Genomic DNA, 14,929 nt, shown 5'->3' with positions numbered 1-14,929 from the left:
CGGATTTCTATGAAAGAAAAAGCCCCGACATCCAAGATGCCGGGGTCTTCCAAAGCGGACTAACTGACAGCGTCGGTTATTCGTCGTCAGGCAGGGCGCGCACGGCGCCTTTGGCCGCCGATGTGGCCAGCAGCGCATAGGCCTTCAGCGCAGTGGAGACTTTGCGTTTGCGCGGCTTGACGGGTCTCCAGCCCGCCGCGTCCTGGGCGGCACGGCGCGCGGCCAGCTCTTCGTCCGAAACTGCCAGATGGATGGTGCGGTTGGGGATGTCGATCTCGATGGTATCCCCCTGCTGAACCAGCCCGATGGTGCCGCCTTCAGCTGCCTCGGGTGAGACATGGCCAATGGAGAGGCCCGAGGTGCCGCCCGAGAAGCGGCCATCGGTCAAGAGTGCGCAGGCTTTGCCCAGCCCTTTCGACTTCAGATAGGAGGTCGGGTAGAGCATTTCCTGCATACCCGGACCGCCGCGCGGACCCTCGTAGCGGATCACGACGACATCGCCCTCTTTCACCTTGCTGGTCAGGATGTCGTTCACCGCCTGATCCTGGCTTTCGCAGACATAGGCGGAGCCGGTGAATTTCAGGATGTTATCATCCACACCAGCGGTTTTCACAATGCAGCCGTCGCGGGCGATATTGCCGAACAGCACCGCCAGGCCGCCATCCTGACTGAAGGCATGGTCCTTGGACCGGATCACGCCCCCCTCGCGGTCTGTGTCCAGCTCCTTGTAGCGGTTGGACTGCGAGAACGCTTCAGTGGTGCGCACGCCACCGGGGGCCGCTTTGAACAGCGCTTCGGCGTCAGGGTTGTTGGCGACCTTGATGTCCCATTTGGCGATGGCTTCACCCATGGTACTGGAATGCACGGTGCTGCACTCATTGTGCAACAGGCCTGCACGGCTCAGCTCTCCGAGGATGGAGAAGATGCCCCCGGCGCGATGGACGTCCTCCATATGCACATTCTCGATATTCGGCGCGACCTTGCAGAGGCAGGGGACCTTACGGCTGAGGCGGTCCATATCAGTCATGGTGAAATCGACCTTGCCCTCATTGGCGATCGCCAGAAGATGCAGCACGGTATTGGTGGACCCCCCCATCGCGATATCGAGGCTCATGGCGTTCTCAAACGCATCAAAGGTCGCGATTTCACGCGGCAGAAGACCTTTCTCCTCGCCCACATAGTGACGCTTGGTGATGTCAACGATCTTGCGGCCTGCTTCCAGGAACAGATGCTTGCGGTCGGCATGGGTGGCCAGGGTCGAGCCATTGCCCGGCAGCGCCAGACCCAGCGCCTCTGCCAGACAATTCATCGAATTTGCGGTGAACATGCCGGAGCACGACCCACAGGTCGGGCAGGCGTTTTCCTCGATGTGCTGAACCTGTTCGTCGGTCATCGTGTCGCTGGCGGCGGCAACCATGGCGTCCACCAGATCGATTTTTTTCATGTCGAGATCGGCAATGTCGATCTTGCCGGCTTCCATCGGACCACCGGAGACAAAGATCGCCGGAATGTTCAGCCGCATTGCGGCCATCAGCATGCCGGGGGTGATCTTGTCACAGTTGGAGATGCAGACCATGGCGTCCGCACAATGAGCGTTGACCATATATTCGACGCTGTCAGCGATCACCTCGCGGGAGGGCAGGGAATAGAGCATACCGTCATGGCCCATGGCGATGCCGTCATCCACAGCGATGGTGTTGAACTCCTTTGCGACGCCGCCGGCTGCCTCAACCTCGCGGGCGACCATCTGGCCCAGGTCCTTCAGGTGGACGTGGCCGGGCACGAACTGGGTGAAAGAATTGACGATGGCGATGATGGGCTTGCCGAAATCATCGTCTGTCATGCCGGTGGCGCGCCACAGGCCGCGTGCGCCGGCCATGTTGCGGCCATGGGTGGAGGTTCTGGATCGGTACATTGGCATCTGGCTGGTTCCCTTGTCTTTGCCCCTCAGGGACACGATTTGCGCAACAAAGGCAACATGTCGGGGCGGTCTTCGGTAATTATCTGGTGGTTTCTGCGAGATTTTGCAGGCTTTGGCGGGTCATGATCGGGCAGGATCTGCAGCTGTGCCCGCTGTCGCCGTGTTTGGTGGCGGTGGGGTGATCACGTGATTCACGGCAATGCCGACAACAAGCGCCCAGAACGCAGCGCCAATTCCGAAGAAGTTGATACCGGATACGGTGACCATGAAGGTGATCAGTGCGGCTTCGCGCCCCCGTGCATCACTCAGCGCCGCGGAGAGGCTGTTGCCGATGGTCGACAGGAGTGCAAGGCCCGCCACCGTGGCAACCAGCGCCTTGGGTGCGATCAGGAACAGGCTGATGACCGTTGCGCCGCCAAGCCCGACGAAGACGTAGAACACACCCGTCATCACCCCGGCCATATAGCGGGTCTTGGGGTTTTCATCCGCTTCCGGTCCGCAGCCGATGGCAGCGGTGATGGCTGCGAGGTTGAAGGCAAATCCACCAAAGGGCGCCAGCGCGAAAGAGGCGGCACCAGTTACGATCAGACTGGCGGAGACTGGCGGCGCATAGCCTGCGGCCTTGAGCGTGACCACGCCGGGCATATTCTGCGAGGACATGGTGACGATATACAGCGGCAGACCGACCCCGATCAGCACGGGCAGTGAAAAACTCGGCATCATGAAGACCGGCTGGGCCACTGTCAGATCTAATGAAGCAGTATGGGTGAAACTGCCATCACCAAGGCACCACAGGATGCCAACAGCCAGCACGGCCGGGATGGAATAGCGTGCAAACAAACGCCGCCCGGCCACAAAGGTGACCGCCATGGCGGCAACCAGAGCAGTGTCGGATTGAAACGCACTAAAGGCGGCCAGACCAAAGGGGAACAGCAATCCGGCCAGCATGGCATTTGCCAGCGCATCCGGGATCAGCCGAGACAGCGCGGCAAACCAGCCGGTCACCCCGGTCAGGATCAGGAGGGCAGCACAGAACAGAAACGCGCCAATCGCATCGCTCAGGGGCACATCGGCAAGGCTCACGGCCAGCAGGGCGGCCCCAGGTGTGGACCAAGCGGTCAGAATAGGCATTCGGTACGCCAGTGACAAAATGAGGCTGGTCAGCCCCATGCCGAGCCCCAGCGCCAACATCCAGCTGTTGGCCTGTGCCTGACTGGCGCCGGAAGCCTCAATAGCCTGAAAGATGATCGCGACAGATCCGGTGTAGCCCACCAGCACGGCAACCGCGCCTGCAACAATATGCGAGAGTTTCAAGGAACTGAGCATCCGGGTTTTCCTGAGATGGCGGATCCGCTAGAGATCGGAGGGGCGTGCGTTATAGCGCACAGTACTATTTGTGCGTTATAACGCACAAGTGTTTTTTGAGCAGCGGCTTAAAACGCCGTGTGATCGACAGAAGAGCAACGGACAGCACAATGAGCGAAGATGGCATCACTCTGAATTTGCGGGACATTCGTCAGGATGCGGGGCTCAGCCTGTCCAAGGCAGCTGAGGTCACGGGTGTCAGCAAGGCGATGCTGGGCCAGATTGAGCGGGGCGAATCAAGTCCGACGATTGCGACGCTGTGGAAGATTGCCAAAGGGTTTCACCTGCCTCTGACAGCGCTGATCGGTGAAGCCTCGCAGCCCGAAGGCAGTGGTGGCCGCAGCTTCCGCTCAGTGCAGTTCCCCGGCTCCATCGCGGTAAAAATGGTGTTCCCCTTCGATCCGGTGCTGGGGGCAGAAACTTTCCATGTCAGCCTGCGACCCGGTCAGTCGCACCAATCGCAGCCCCATGATACCGGCGTCACCGAAGAGGTCTTTGTGCTGGAAGGCGCCATGGAAGTGCTGCGAGATGGCAGTTGGGTACCGCTGGAGACCGGCCAGGGGTTGCGGTTCGCGGCCGATCAGCCGCATGGCTACCGCAGCGGCGATCGCGGGGCGGCCTTCCTCAACATGCATCACTATCGTCGTGTGGGCACGGCTGAATAGGCTGTTCTGGCGGATCAATTCGCCGCAGGCGGGCGGCTTGTCCCTCAGCCGCGGCCTGCCTAATGCTTGCATTGTTACGCAGTGCCGTTGCCGCCTTGGGGAACGTGCGAATACCGACCTTTTATGACCCATCGCCGGGGTATTTTCCGGCTCACAGGAAAGCGATCTGATCCATGGATACACTGCGCGGCAGCCTCCTGATGGTGCTGGCCATGGCGGCCTTTGCGCTGGAAGATATGTTCATCAAATCCGCTGCCCGCAGCCTGCCAGTGGGTCAGATCCTGATCCTGTTCGGCGCCGGTGGCATGGTGATTTTTGCAATCGTGGCGCGTGCGCAAGGGCATCGCCTGTGGAACCCTGTGTTCTGCACGCGCGCCTTGCTGGTGCGCTCGGTTGCCGAGGTTGCGGGGCGGCTTTGCTTCACGCTGGCAATTGCACTGACACCGTTGTCCTCAGCCTCTGCTATTCTGCAGGCGACGCCGCTGGTGGTTTCCGCCGGGGCGGTGGTGTTTTTTGGTGAGCATGTGGGCCTGCGCCGCTGGCTGGCGATTGCGGTGGGGTTCATCGGGGTGCTGATGATCCTGCGCCCGGGTGCGAGCGGGTTTGAACTCGCCTCACTCTTTGCGGTGGCGGGAACGCTGGGGTTTGCCGGGCGCGATCTGGCCACGCGGGCGGCACCAGCGGGGCTGTCGAATGCGCATCTCGGGCTTGCAGGCTTTGCCATGCTGGTGGTGGCCGGGCTGATCGCGCTGCCCTTTGGTGCGCCGATGAAGACACCGGATGCGGCGACCACCATCGATTTGGCTGCCGCAACGCTGGTGGGGGTGGTGGCCTATCAGGCTCTGACCGGAGCCATGCGGGTTGGTGAAATTTCTGTCGTTGCCCCGTTTCGCTATACCCGGTTGATCTTTGCGATGGTGCTGGGGGTGGTGGTCTTCCACGAGCGTCCGGATATGTGGACCCTGATCGGCAGCGCTGTCATCGTGATCAGCGGCGGCTTCACCCTGATGCGCAGCAACCGCCGCCAAGTGACCTGAGGCAGGCGCCTCATCTGCATCACCATCTTGCACCTCGGTCTCCGGCACCTTACATCTGCGCCCCATGGCCAAGCAAAAATCAGACCCGAATTACAAAGTCATCGCAGAAAACCGCCGCGCGCGGTTCGACTACGCGATTGAAGACGATCTGGAATGCGGGATCCTTCTGGAAGGGTCCGAGGTCAAATCCCTGCGCGTGGGCGGCACCAATATCGCCGAAAGCTATGCCACGGTTGATGCTGGCGAGCTTTGGTTGGTGAATTCCTACATCGCGCCTTATGAACAGGCGAAGATGTTCAGACATGAAGAGCGCCGCCGCCGTAAGCTTTTGGTGTCCCGCAAGGAGCTGTCGAACCTATGGAATGCAACCCAGCGCAAGGGCATGACCCTGGTGCCGCTGGTGATGTATTTCAACCATCGCGGCCTGGCCAAGATCAAGATTGGTATCGCCAAGGGCAAGAAGAACCACGACAAACGCGAGACGGAGGCCAAACGCGATTGGTCACGTCAGAAGCAGCGTTTGCTGAAAGACCACAGCTGATCCGCGAACAGCCGACAACGTTTGGTATATCTGCCGCGCGGTGCCGTCACGGCGGCATGAGTGATACGCGCGGCCGAGGTCTCGCAGCGGCAGACACTGCAAGAAACAGCAGAGCGTTGCAATATCTGACTGAATAAGTCAGATAAGCTGCACCCAGCAGACTCATCCCTCAGTCAGGCCCGGCATCCTTCGTGTTCCTGTTTGAAAGAGGACGACGCCCGTGCCAATTTCTGAGCCACAGACCCCCGACCGGTCACTATCCGCTGCCCCCGCCGCTCCGACTGTATCACCAGAAGAGGTCGCGCTGGCGGATCTGGGACTTGATACGTTTGAGGGGGCTCTCTTGCCGCAGCTGCGCCACTTCACCACCTGTCTGCAAACGCCGCAGAGCCAGGCCTGGCAGCTGGCCTATCGCAGTGCCTCGGAGCGCTGGGGGGAAACATTCGGGCTGGCGGTTGCTCATGCGCTGTTTAAGGTGGTGCGCTGCCTGCACGACCTGCGTGGTGATCACTACCGGGGACATGACGCGCTGACCCTTGCGACGCGCGCAGTGGTGACTGCGGATGAGGCGGCGTTTCTGCGCATGCTGCACCACATGCGCCGTGATGACACCCCGGCGGCGCGGGACGCGGTTGCGGATCTGACCGGTGGCTGGATGGACCCGCATGTGATCCGCGCCGCGTTGTCCTTTGCTGATCGGTTCCCGGCTGGCAAGGCGAACCCGGCGCAGAGGCCGCAGGCCAGCGCCCAGCCTGATCAGCCGCCGCGCCTGCGGGTCGTCCGCTGAAACACCCCGATGCAGGCCCTGCAGGGGAACAGACACTGGCCAGTGGGACAGATTATTGCGCTGCGACTTCGGCGTCCCTTGCGACTCTGTCCGCACGGTTGTACGGATGCCTCAGCACATATGAGGGGAGACGGAAACGTTGGACGATCCTAAAACGCTTGTGTCGACAGACTGGCTTGCTGCGCATTTAAAGGACCCGGATCTGCGGCTCCTTGATGCATCCTGGTATATGCCGCATGAGGGCCGCGACCCCAAGGCTGAATATGACGCCGTTCATATCCCCGGCGCGCGCTTCTTTGACATTGATGATATCGCCGACAATCGCTCCGACCTGCCGCATATGGTCCCGCCGGTGGAGAAATTCATGTCCCGCTTGCGCGCGATGGGGGTTGGTGACGGCCATCAGGTCGTGGTCTATGACGGCACCGGGTTGCGCTCTGCGGCGCGGGTGTGGTGGCTGTTCCGCCTGATGGGGCAGACCAATATCGCGGTTCTGGATGGTGGTTTGCCGAAATGGCAGGCCGAGGGCAATCCGGTTGAGGATCTGCCGCCAGTGATCCGCGATCGCCATATGACCGTGCGGGTGCAGAACCACCTCTTGCGGGATGTGACACAGGTCTCCTCTGCAGCCAAGCTTGGCGATCACGAGATTATCGACGCCCGCGCAGCGGAGCGCTTTCAGGGTGCCGTGGCCGAACCCCGCGAAGGCCTGCGTGCGGGCCATATTCCCGGGTCCCGGAACGTACCTTATACGGAGCTTTTGAACGCCGATCAGACCATGAAATCGCCGGACGCTCTGCGCGCGGTGTTTGAGAAGGCCGGCGTCGATCTCAGCAAACCAGCCATCACCACCTGTGGGTCAGGTGTCACCGCTGCTGTCCTCAGCCTCGCCATGGAGCGTTTCGGAAAGACCGATCATGCGCTTTATGACGGCTCCTGGACCGAGTGGGGCGCCTTCCCGACATTGCCCGTTGCAACCGGAGAAGCCTGATGTTCGAAACCCTCAAACCCCAGCCAGCGGATAAGATCCTGGCGCTGATGCAGATGTATCGCGACGATCCGCGCGACAGCAAAATCGACCTCGGCGTCGGCGTCTACAAGAATGCTGAAGGGGTGACCCCGGTCATGCGCGCCATCAAGGCGGCAGAGCATAAGCTCTGGGAAGAGCAGACGTCCAAATCCTATGTGGGTCTGGCCGGGGATCCGGCTTATTCCGACGCCATGATCAAACTGATCCTCTCCGACAGTGTCGCGCGCGCCAATGTTGCCGCCGCAGCCACGCCCGGCGGCACCGGCGCTGTGCGTCAGGCGTTTGAACTGATCAAGATGGCCAATCCCGGCGCGCGTGTTTTCGTGTCGAACCCAACCTGGCCGAACCACATTTCAATCCTGAACTATCTGAACATCGAAACCGTCGCCTATCGCTATTTTGATCGCGAGACCTGCGGCGTCGATTTCGACGGCATGATCGCGGACCTGAAGACGGCGAACAAGGGTGACGTGGTGCTGCTGCATGGGTGCTGCCACAACCCGACCGGTGCCAACCTCAACATGGTGCAGTGGCAGGAAGTCGTGGCCATCCTGAACGAGCGTGGTCTGATCCCGATGATCGACATTGCCTATCAGGGCTTTGGCGACGGTCTGGAAGAGGACGCACAGGGGGTGCGCTACGTGGCAGCGAATACGCCCGAATGCCTGATTGCGGCCAGCTGCTCCAAGAACTTTGGCATCTACCGCGAGCGTACCGGTCTGTTGATGGCGGTCTCTCAGGACAGCGGCGCACAGGCGCTGAACCAGGGCACGCTGGCCTTCCTCAACCGTCAGAACTACTCCTTCCCGCCGGATCACGGCGCGCGTCTGGTGTCGATGATCCTCAACGATGACGCCCTGCGCGCCGATTGGGCAGCGGAGCTGGAAGAGACCCGCCTGGGCATGCTGGCGCTGCGTCAGCAACTCGCGGATGAGCTGCAGCGCCTGACCGGCTCTGACCGCTTTGGCTTCCTTGCCCAGCATCGTGGCATGTTCTCGCTGCTCGGCACCACGCCGGAAATGGTCGAGAAAATGCGCGCAGACAGCGGCATCTACATGGTGGGCGACAGCCGCATGAATATCGCAGGCCTGAACACCCAGACCGTGCCGATCCTGGCTCAGGCGATTGTCGACGCAGGCGTCTGATAAAGCGAACCGTCTGAGGCAAGCCCTCTGACCCAACTGAAACGCCCCGCTTTGACGGGGCGTTTTTTATGGCGAGCCACCAGACTTTTGAGTGTGATCGGAAGATGGGCGGCACAGAGAAAGGCGGCCCCCGTTTCCGGGAGCCGCCTCAATGTTTCAGGATCGGGCCGGATCAGCTGGGGGAAAATTCGGGATAGGCTTCCATCCCCAGCTCCGACATATCCAACCCGTTCACTTCATCTTCTTCGCCAACCCGGATCCCTGTCACAGCACGCAGGATCAGCCAGACCACAGCGGAGGAAATCACGACGAAGAGCGCGATCACCACAATACCGGTCAGCTGGGTGACGAGGCTCGCTTCCGGGTTGGTCAGAACCACCGCGATGGTGCCCCAGATCCCGGCAACCAGGTGAACCGGGATGGCGCCGACCACGTCATCGATCTTCATCTTGTCCAGCATAGGCACCACGAAGACCACGATGACACCGCCGGCAGCACCGATCAGGGTCGCCATACCAAGGGTTGGGGTCAGCGGCTCAGCCGTGATAGAGACCAGACCTGCCAGCGCGCCGTTCAGCACCATAGTGAGATCCGGTTTCTTGAACAGCAGCTGCGTCAGCAGCAGGGCGGCAACCGCTCCACCCGCCGCAGCGGCGTTGGTGTTGGCAAAGATACGGCTCACATCGGCGACATCTCCCACGGTGCCCATGGCCAGCTGCGATCCACCGTTAAAGCCGAACCAGCCGAGCCACAGGATGAACGTACCCAATGTGGCCAGTGCCAGATTGGAGCCCGGCATCGGGATGGTTTTGCCCGCTTTGTATTTGCCCAGACGCGGGCCAAGGATCAGCGCGCCGGTCAGCGCAGCCCAGCCGCCTACGGAATGCACCACAGTGGAGCCGGCAAAGTCGAGGAAACCCATCTCATCCAGGAAGCCACCGCCCCATTTCCAGCTGGCCTGCAACGGGTAGATGACCGCAGTCAGCACGATCACAAAGGCGAGGAACGGCCAGAGCTTCACCCGTTCTGCCATTGTGCCGGACACGATCGAGGCGGTCGTGGCGCAGAACATTAGCTGAAAGAAGAAATCGGATCCCGTTGAGGCATAGGAGTAATCATCCGCCTGCTCTGAGGTGATGCCGACCGCTTCCAGCACGCCCGGCCCCCAGACACCCGACAGCACGCCTTCAATCGACCAAGTGCCCAGCGGATACATCAGGTTGTAGCCAATCAGGTAGTAAAAGATCGCCGCGAGCGAGAACAGCGCAACGTTTTTGGTCAGCTGCATGGTGACGTTCTTGGATCGGACAAGCCCTGCCTCCAACATGGCAAAACCGGCCGCCATCCAGAACACGAGGAAGCCGCCGACCAGAAACAGCAGTGAGTTGAGGATAAACACGGTATCGGTTGCCGCAGCACCGGCAGGGGCCGCAGCGGCGGTCTCTTGGGCGAGGGCGAGGCCGGGCACGGCCAGCGTCGCCACCGCTGCAAGGGAAAGGGTTGATTTACGCATAAGTGATTTCCTTCCTTTGCGCGTCTTCACAGCGCGTCGTGATTGGTTTCGCCGGTGCGCACGCGGATTGCCTGCTCAACGTCGAGAACAAAGATCTTGCCGTCACCGATTTTGCCGGTGCGGGCGGTCTGGGTGATGGTGTCGACCACTTGGTCAGCGAGCCCGGAAGGCACCACCAGATCCAGCCGCACCTTGGGTACGAAATTCACCTCGTATTCCGCACCGCGATAGATTTCCGTGTGGCCTGACTGGGCGCCGAACCCCTTGATTTCCGTGACCATCAGCCCGGACACGCCGATGGATGTCAGTGCTTCACGGACCTCCTCCAGCTTGAACGGCTTGATGGTTGCTATGATCATTTTCATCCCCGAACCCCTGTCATGATGACGGCGCGTGATGAGAGCGCCTGAACTGTTTGCAGGTGCAGCAAATCCGCAGAACCGAGTCGGTGGAACGTTTTGAGGGCGGTTTCAGGGGGGTGTCGCAGCGGGACGGTGAAAAAATAGGCGGTCTTTTGCTGCTGCGCTTAAAAAACACCCGGCTTGCAGAGGGGAATTGCGGTCAATCTGCCCCTCAACAAAGCAGAGCAGACGGGGTATTGTCCGCAAAACGGGCAAACCGGGCAGGATCTGGAAGATGGCACAAGGAACGCGGCGCCGACCTCTGGTCGCAGACAAGCGCTACGCGACAGCGGGGCGCGGCACGCAGGGCAAAGCATCTGCGCGCAAGGCCAAACCACGGCCAAAATCTGCGCCCAAAGCGCGGAAATCGGGCTGGTTCACTCTGTTCAGCGGCGGAGGGAAAACCGGTGGCAAAGCTGGCAGCACAAGGGGCGGCAGCGGGGGCGGCGGCAGAGGACCACGCAAACCGCGAAAGCCCAAGACCCTGTTGGGCCGCCTCTTGGCGCTGATCCTGGCGCCATTTCGCTGGGCGTTCCGGCTCGCCTGGGGATTTACCTGGCGCGTGGGCATGATCTCCACCGCGCTGGTGGCGCTGGCTGTGGGCTATCACTACATGAAACTGCCCGAGGTCGCCGAACTGCTGGACGGGCGTGCGCGGGGGTCCGTTACCCTGACCGACCGCAATGGCGAGGTGTTCGCCTGGCGCGGAGATCAATTTGGTGGCGTGGTCACCAGCGAAACCGTGTCGCCCTACCTCAAAAACGCCATCGTCGCGACCGAGGACAAGCGGTTCTATCGCCACTTCGGGGTGTCGCCACGCGGTGTCGCCAGTGCCGTGCGCATCAACTTGCGTGAGGGACGCGGGCCGCTATCCGGACATGGTGGCTCCACCATTACCCAGCAGACCGCCAAACTGCTCTGTCTTGGTGTGGTTTACGACCCGACGGAATGGGAAAGCGAGCGCGCTTATGAGCGCGATTGCCGCCAGGGCTCACTTTGGCGCAAGGCCAAGGAAGCCATCTTTGCGATGGCGATGGAGGCCAAATACACCAAGGATGAGATCCTCTCGATCTATATGAACCGCGCGTATCTGGGCGGTGGTGCTTACGGTGCAGAGGCGGCAGCGCAGCGCTATTTCGGCAAATCCGCCAATCAGGTTGATGCGTCTGAGGCGGCGATGCTGGCGGGTCTGCTGACTGCACCATCGACGCTGGCACCGACCAACAATCTGCAACGCTCGCAGGATCGCGCCGCCACCGTGCTGCGGCTGATGCAGGAGCAGGGCTATCTGACGACGTCTGAAATGCGTTCGGCACAAAACAGCCCCGCCGTGCTGAGCGAGGCCGCCGCCGCCCGCGCCGGGGGGTATTTCGCCGATTGGGTGATGGATACGATTCCTGATTTCTTTGGCAGTGAGACAACCGAAGATGTGGTGATCCGCACCACCATTGACCAGCGCCTGCAACGCGCGGCCGAGGATGCGCTGAACCATGTCTTTGATACCAAGGTCCGCGAAGGCTCCAAGGCGCAGGCCGCCATCGTGGTGATGAGCGCGGATGGTGCCGTGCGTGCCATGGTTGGCGGGCGCAAGTCTCGTGTCTCTGGTGTGTTCAACCGCGCCACACAGGCCAAGCGTCAGACCGGTTCGGCCTTCAAACCCTTTGTCTATGCCACGGCGCTGGAGCTGGGGTATTCGCCGCTCGACCGGGTGCTGGACGCGCAATATTGCTTGGATGTACCGGGCTCCGGCCAGTGGTGCCCCAAGAACTACACCCGGAAATTCTATGGCGAGGTGACCTTGGCGCGGGCTTTGCGCGACTCGCTGAATGTTCCGGCGGTGAAAGTGTCCGAGGCCGTGGGCCGTGATCTGGTGCGCCGTGTCGCCGGCGACTTCGGGCTCGACAGTGAATTGGCCGCTGGCCCGGCGCTGGCGCTTGGCGCATCGGAAAGCACACTGCTTGAGATGACAGGGGCCTACGCCGGTATTCTGAATGGCGGTTCATCTGTGACGCCCTATGGTGTCACCGAACTGACGTTGATCGGTGACAATACACCTATGATGGGGGCAAGTGGCGGTCTTGGTGAGCGGGTGATCCAGACCAAGGCGGCGCGAGAACTGATCTGGATGATGGAGCAGGTGGTCTCACAAGGCAGCGGTCGCCGCGCCCAGATTCCCGGCTGGCAGGCCGCCGGTAAGACCGGCACCACCCAGGCCGCGCGCGATGCCTGGTTTGTGGGCTTCACCGCAGATTACGTGGCCGGTGTCTGGATGGGCTATGACGACAACACGCCGCTTTCCGGTGTGACGGGTGGTGGTTTGCCCGCTGATATCTGGCGCGAGGTCATGGTCCGGGTGCATGACGGGCTGCCGCCCAAACCCCTGCCGATGATCGCGCCCAAACCCATCGCCCCGCCGCCGCAACCACAACCCCAACGCCGTCAGCGACCAAACGTCGGGCAGGAGCTGGGCCGTGCCGTGGACGGGTTGCTGCGCGATATTTTCGGGAATTGATCTGGCATGGCCCTTGCTGATCCCTTGGCCATAAGGTCTGCGCGCCCCGGTGACGAAACCGGGATGAGCTCTGTACTGACGGAAGTGCTGCGCGATTGGAACAGCGCCCGGCCCGGTGACCCGCAGCATGTATTGGGCGCCTATGTCAGCCATCCTGACCGGATCGAGTGCGCGGTTTGCGAAGGTCCTGACGGGATTGTCGGTTTTCAGTCTCTCAGACTCGCGGTTCCCGGCAACGCCTATGAGGTTGAGCCGGGGTGGGGGATCATCGGAACCTATGTGCGGCTCGATATGGGGCGGCAGGGAATCGGTCAGGCACTTTTCGACCACAACCTGCGCGCTGCTCAAGCAGCCGGGCTGCGCTGGATCGAGGCGACCATCGGCGCTGACAATCTCAGGGCGCAGGCGTATTATGATGCCATGGGGTTCCAGACCTACCGAACAGATGACGGCGCGGTGCGCAAACGCTGTGCGGTGTCGCCTCTGACGTAAAATCTGACATGAAAAAAGGGGCCGCTTGGCCCCTTTATGACTCTAATCTGCGCGTGAGGCGTCAGCCTCTCAGCTCAACCGTTTCAGCTCGGCGATCAGCTTGTTGATGTCGCCCTTGTTGCGGTCAAGGATAGCACCAATTTCGGTGCGCTCGGTCAAAAGCAGGTTCACGCCTTCGATGAACATGTTGTAAAACTTGTCACGCCCGGATTTGTCCGACACGAGGAAGGTGACCTCGAACGGTGCCTGACCTTTCAGCTTGGCCAGCGATTTGATCTCATAGCCTGCTTTGATCTTGCGGGCTGATTGAACCTCGACAGATCCACCAATGAATTCACGGAACCGCTTGCCGTATTTGCGCGAGATATAGCTCTGAAAGGCACCGGTAAAGGCGCGCAGTTCTGAAGCACTGGCGCGGCGGGCTTCGACACCCAGCGCATAGCGGGCCATGATGTTTACATCGGCATATCGCACAAAAATTTTCTCGAAGTCGCGGATCATCGCGCTTTCGGACTTTCCGGAGGCGATGACCTTGTTGATATCGCCCACGACGCTGCCAACGAGGTTGCGTGCACCAGCTTCGGTCAGGGCGAGCAGTTTGCCCGGCAGGGCCGCCAAACCAAGAAAGGCAACGCCAGTGGCCAGAAAACTGCGACGGGTCAGAAAATTACTCGGCATAGATGTCCTCATACGGATCTGAATAAGGGTCGCCATAGACCCCTTCGTATTCGCTTTGATCGCCGCCCAACTCAAAACGGCGGTTCTGCAGGTAGATCAGCCGCGCCTGCGCGTAGCTGTCTGCACTCTCATATAAAATCGAGTCGATGGTGTCGGAATATGTGCCACGATCCCCCAGACGACGCACCACCTCGGCATAAACGCCGATGTTGTCGGCTGGATTATGCCGAGCGTAACTGATCGGGTTGGTGAAGAAATCGACCAGAATGCCGGTGCCGTCGCGGGCCGTCGACGGGCCAAAGAATGGCAGCTCAACATAAGCCCCTTCGCCAACACCCCAGACATGCAGGGTCTCGCCGAAATTCGTATCCACCCGCGGCATATTGAAATCAGAGGCCGGATCACCGAGGCCACCAATGCCAAAGATCGTGTTGACCACAAATCGCGACATCGCAATGCCGGATTCCTTCAGGTTGCCTTGCAGCAGCGCGTTCACCGCCTGGCCCGGCATCGACAGGTTTTCAGCGAAGTTGTTAAAACTCCTGACCATGTCTGGCGGAACAATCGCCACGTAGCCCTTTGCAGCCGGGCGAAAGGCAAAACGGTCGACACCGCGGTTGAAGTTATGGATCGACCGGTTGGTGTTCTCATAGGGATCAAACACCTCACCCGAGTTGCGCGAGACGCTATCTTGGGTTGCACAGCCTGCCAGTGCCGACGTAACAGTTACCAGGGCCATCAATACAAAAGGTCGCAGCGGGAAGGTCATGCGCTTCGGTGTCCAATCTGTCTGCTGTGGGCATATGCGGACCCACTTATAATGTTTCTCGTCTCTGCCTAGT

14 protein-coding genes are annotated in these 14,929 nt (G+C 60.8%); 8 read left to right on the top strand and 6 right to left on the bottom strand.

The window, feature by feature from the left end; translation table 11 throughout:
- Positions 1–76: 76 nt before the first annotated feature.
- Positions 77–1,921 (bottom strand): dihydroxy-acid dehydratase, encoded by a 1,845-nt coding sequence (gene ilvD / locus J4721_RS10920; protein WP_014875831.1) that lies wholly within the window; start codon positions 1,919–1,921, stop codon positions 77–79.
- A gap of 120 nt (positions 1,922–2,041) precedes the next feature.
- Entirely contained in the window at positions 2,042–3,247 is a 1,206-nt protein-coding gene (locus tag J4721_RS10915; protein WP_102873546.1) for a benzoate/H(+) symporter BenE family transporter, read from the bottom strand.
- A gap of 149 nt (positions 3,248–3,396) precedes the next feature.
- Between J4721_RS10915 and J4721_RS10910 the strand changes: the two genes are divergently transcribed.
- The 6 genes from J4721_RS10910 (at position 3,397) to J4721_RS10885 (ending at position 8,491) form a co-directional block, all read left to right on the top strand.
- Positions 3,397–3,951, top strand: a complete 555-nt coding sequence (locus tag J4721_RS10910; RefSeq protein WP_014875829.1) for a helix-turn-helix domain-containing protein — start codon at positions 3,397–3,399, stop codon at positions 3,949–3,951.
- Positions 3,952–4,124: 173 nt separating this feature from the next.
- Positions 4,125–4,988, top strand: a complete 864-nt coding sequence (locus J4721_RS10905; protein WP_211002684.1) for a DMT family transporter — start codon at positions 4,125–4,127, stop codon at positions 4,986–4,988.
- A 64-nt stretch (positions 4,989–5,052) separates the two neighbouring features.
- A complete protein-coding gene (smpB, locus tag J4721_RS10900) occupies positions 5,053–5,529 on the top strand; it encodes an SsrA-binding protein SmpB (protein ID WP_211002683.1) in 477 nt (158 codons plus the stop codon).
- 220 nt (positions 5,530–5,749) lie between these two features.
- A complete protein-coding gene (locus J4721_RS10895) occupies positions 5,750–6,316 on the top strand; it encodes a hypothetical protein (RefSeq protein WP_211002682.1) in 567 nt (188 codons plus the stop codon).
- A gap of 139 nt (positions 6,317–6,455) precedes the next feature.
- Positions 6,456–7,307, top strand: coding sequence for a 3-mercaptopyruvate sulfurtransferase (gene sseA / locus J4721_RS10890; protein WP_102877256.1), 852 nt, complete (start codon positions 6,456–6,458; stop codon positions 7,305–7,307).
- Positions 7,307–8,491 (top strand): amino acid aminotransferase, encoded by a 1,185-nt coding sequence (locus J4721_RS10885; RefSeq protein WP_076617280.1) that lies wholly within the window; start codon positions 7,307–7,309, stop codon positions 8,489–8,491. The genes sseA and J4721_RS10885 overlap by 1 nt, the downstream gene beginning before the upstream one ends.
- A 172-nt stretch (positions 8,492–8,663) precedes the next feature.
- Here J4721_RS10885 and J4721_RS10880 read toward each other — a convergent pair whose 3' ends face one another.
- Both J4721_RS10880 and J4721_RS10875 read right to left on the bottom strand, forming a co-directional pair.
- Positions 8,664–10,004, bottom strand: coding sequence for an ammonium transporter (locus J4721_RS10880; protein WP_211002681.1), 1,341 nt, complete (start codon positions 10,002–10,004; stop codon positions 8,664–8,666).
- Positions 10,005–10,030: 26 nt separating this feature from the next.
- A complete protein-coding gene (locus tag J4721_RS10875) occupies positions 10,031–10,369 on the bottom strand; it encodes a P-II family nitrogen regulator (protein WP_014875822.1) in 339 nt (112 codons plus the stop codon).
- A gap of 271 nt (positions 10,370–10,640) precedes the next feature.
- On the opposite strand from J4721_RS10875, the gene J4721_RS10870 reads away from it, so the two are divergent.
- Positions 10,641–12,917 carry a transglycosylase domain-containing protein gene (locus J4721_RS10870; protein ID WP_211002680.1) on the top strand — a complete coding sequence of 759 codons (2,277 nt, stop codon included), beginning with the start codon at positions 10,641–10,643 and terminating at the stop codon, positions 12,915–12,917.
- A gap of 63 nt (positions 12,918–12,980) precedes the next feature.
- Positions 12,981–13,409 (top strand): GNAT family N-acetyltransferase, encoded by a 429-nt coding sequence (locus tag J4721_RS10865; RefSeq protein WP_247656077.1) that lies wholly within the window; start codon positions 12,981–12,983, stop codon positions 13,407–13,409.
- A 69-nt stretch (positions 13,410–13,478) separates the two neighbouring features.
- On the opposite strand, the gene J4721_RS10860 is transcribed toward J4721_RS10865, so the two are convergent.
- Together J4721_RS10860 and J4721_RS10855 are read right to left on the bottom strand one after the other, a co-directional pair.
- A complete protein-coding gene (locus J4721_RS10860) occupies positions 13,479–14,087 on the bottom strand; it encodes a phospholipid-binding protein MlaC (RefSeq protein WP_014875819.1) in 609 nt (202 codons plus the stop codon).
- A complete protein-coding gene (locus J4721_RS10855) occupies positions 14,077–14,856 on the bottom strand; it encodes a VacJ family lipoprotein (protein ID WP_014875818.1) in 780 nt (259 codons plus the stop codon). The genes J4721_RS10860 and J4721_RS10855 overlap by 11 nt, the downstream gene beginning before the upstream one ends.
- Between the last annotated feature and the right edge of the window lie 73 nt (positions 14,857–14,929).

The organism is Phaeobacter sp. HS011, from assembly GCF_018101215.1.
GTDB lineage: Bacteria > Pseudomonadota > Alphaproteobacteria > Rhodobacterales > Rhodobacteraceae > Phaeobacter > Phaeobacter inhibens.
This window is presented reverse-complemented; position numbering and strand designations above follow the sequence as displayed.

Coding starts and splice junctions, on each gene's coding strand:
- ilvD (WP_014875831.1), bottom strand. CDS start 1,921: ATGCCAATGTACCGATCCAGAACCTCCACCCATGGCCGCAACATGGCC.
- J4721_RS10915 (WP_102873546.1), bottom strand. CDS start 3,247: ATGCTCAGTTCCTTGAAACTCTCGCATATTGTTGCAGGCGCGGTTGCC.
- J4721_RS10910 (WP_014875829.1), top strand. CDS start 3,397: ATGAGCGAAGATGGCATCACTCTGAATTTGCGGGACATTCGTCAGGAT.
- J4721_RS10905 (WP_211002684.1), top strand. CDS start 4,125: ATGGATACACTGCGCGGCAGCCTCCTGATGGTGCTGGCCATGGCGGCC.
- smpB (WP_211002683.1), top strand. CDS start 5,053: ATGGCCAAGCAAAAATCAGACCCGAATTACAAAGTCATCGCAGAAAAC.
- J4721_RS10885 (WP_076617280.1), top strand. CDS start 7,307: ATGTTCGAAACCCTCAAACCCCAGCCAGCGGATAAGATCCTGGCGCTG.
- J4721_RS10880 (WP_211002681.1), bottom strand. CDS start 10,004: ATGCGTAAATCAACCCTTTCCCTTGCAGCGGTGGCGACGCTGGCCGTG.
- J4721_RS10875 (WP_014875822.1), bottom strand. CDS start 10,369: ATGAAAATGATCATAGCAACCATCAAGCCGTTCAAGCTGGAGGAGGTC.
- J4721_RS10870 (WP_211002680.1), top strand. CDS start 10,641: ATGGCACAAGGAACGCGGCGCCGACCTCTGGTCGCAGACAAGCGCTAC.
- J4721_RS10865 (WP_247656077.1), top strand. CDS start 12,981: ATGAGCTCTGTACTGACGGAAGTGCTGCGCGATTGGAACAGCGCCCGG.
- J4721_RS10860 (WP_014875819.1), bottom strand. CDS start 14,087: ATGCCGAGTAATTTTCTGACCCGTCGCAGTTTTCTGGCCACTGGCGTT.
- J4721_RS10855 (WP_014875818.1), bottom strand. CDS start 14,856: ATGACCTTCCCGCTGCGACCTTTTGTATTGATGGCCCTGGTAACTGTT.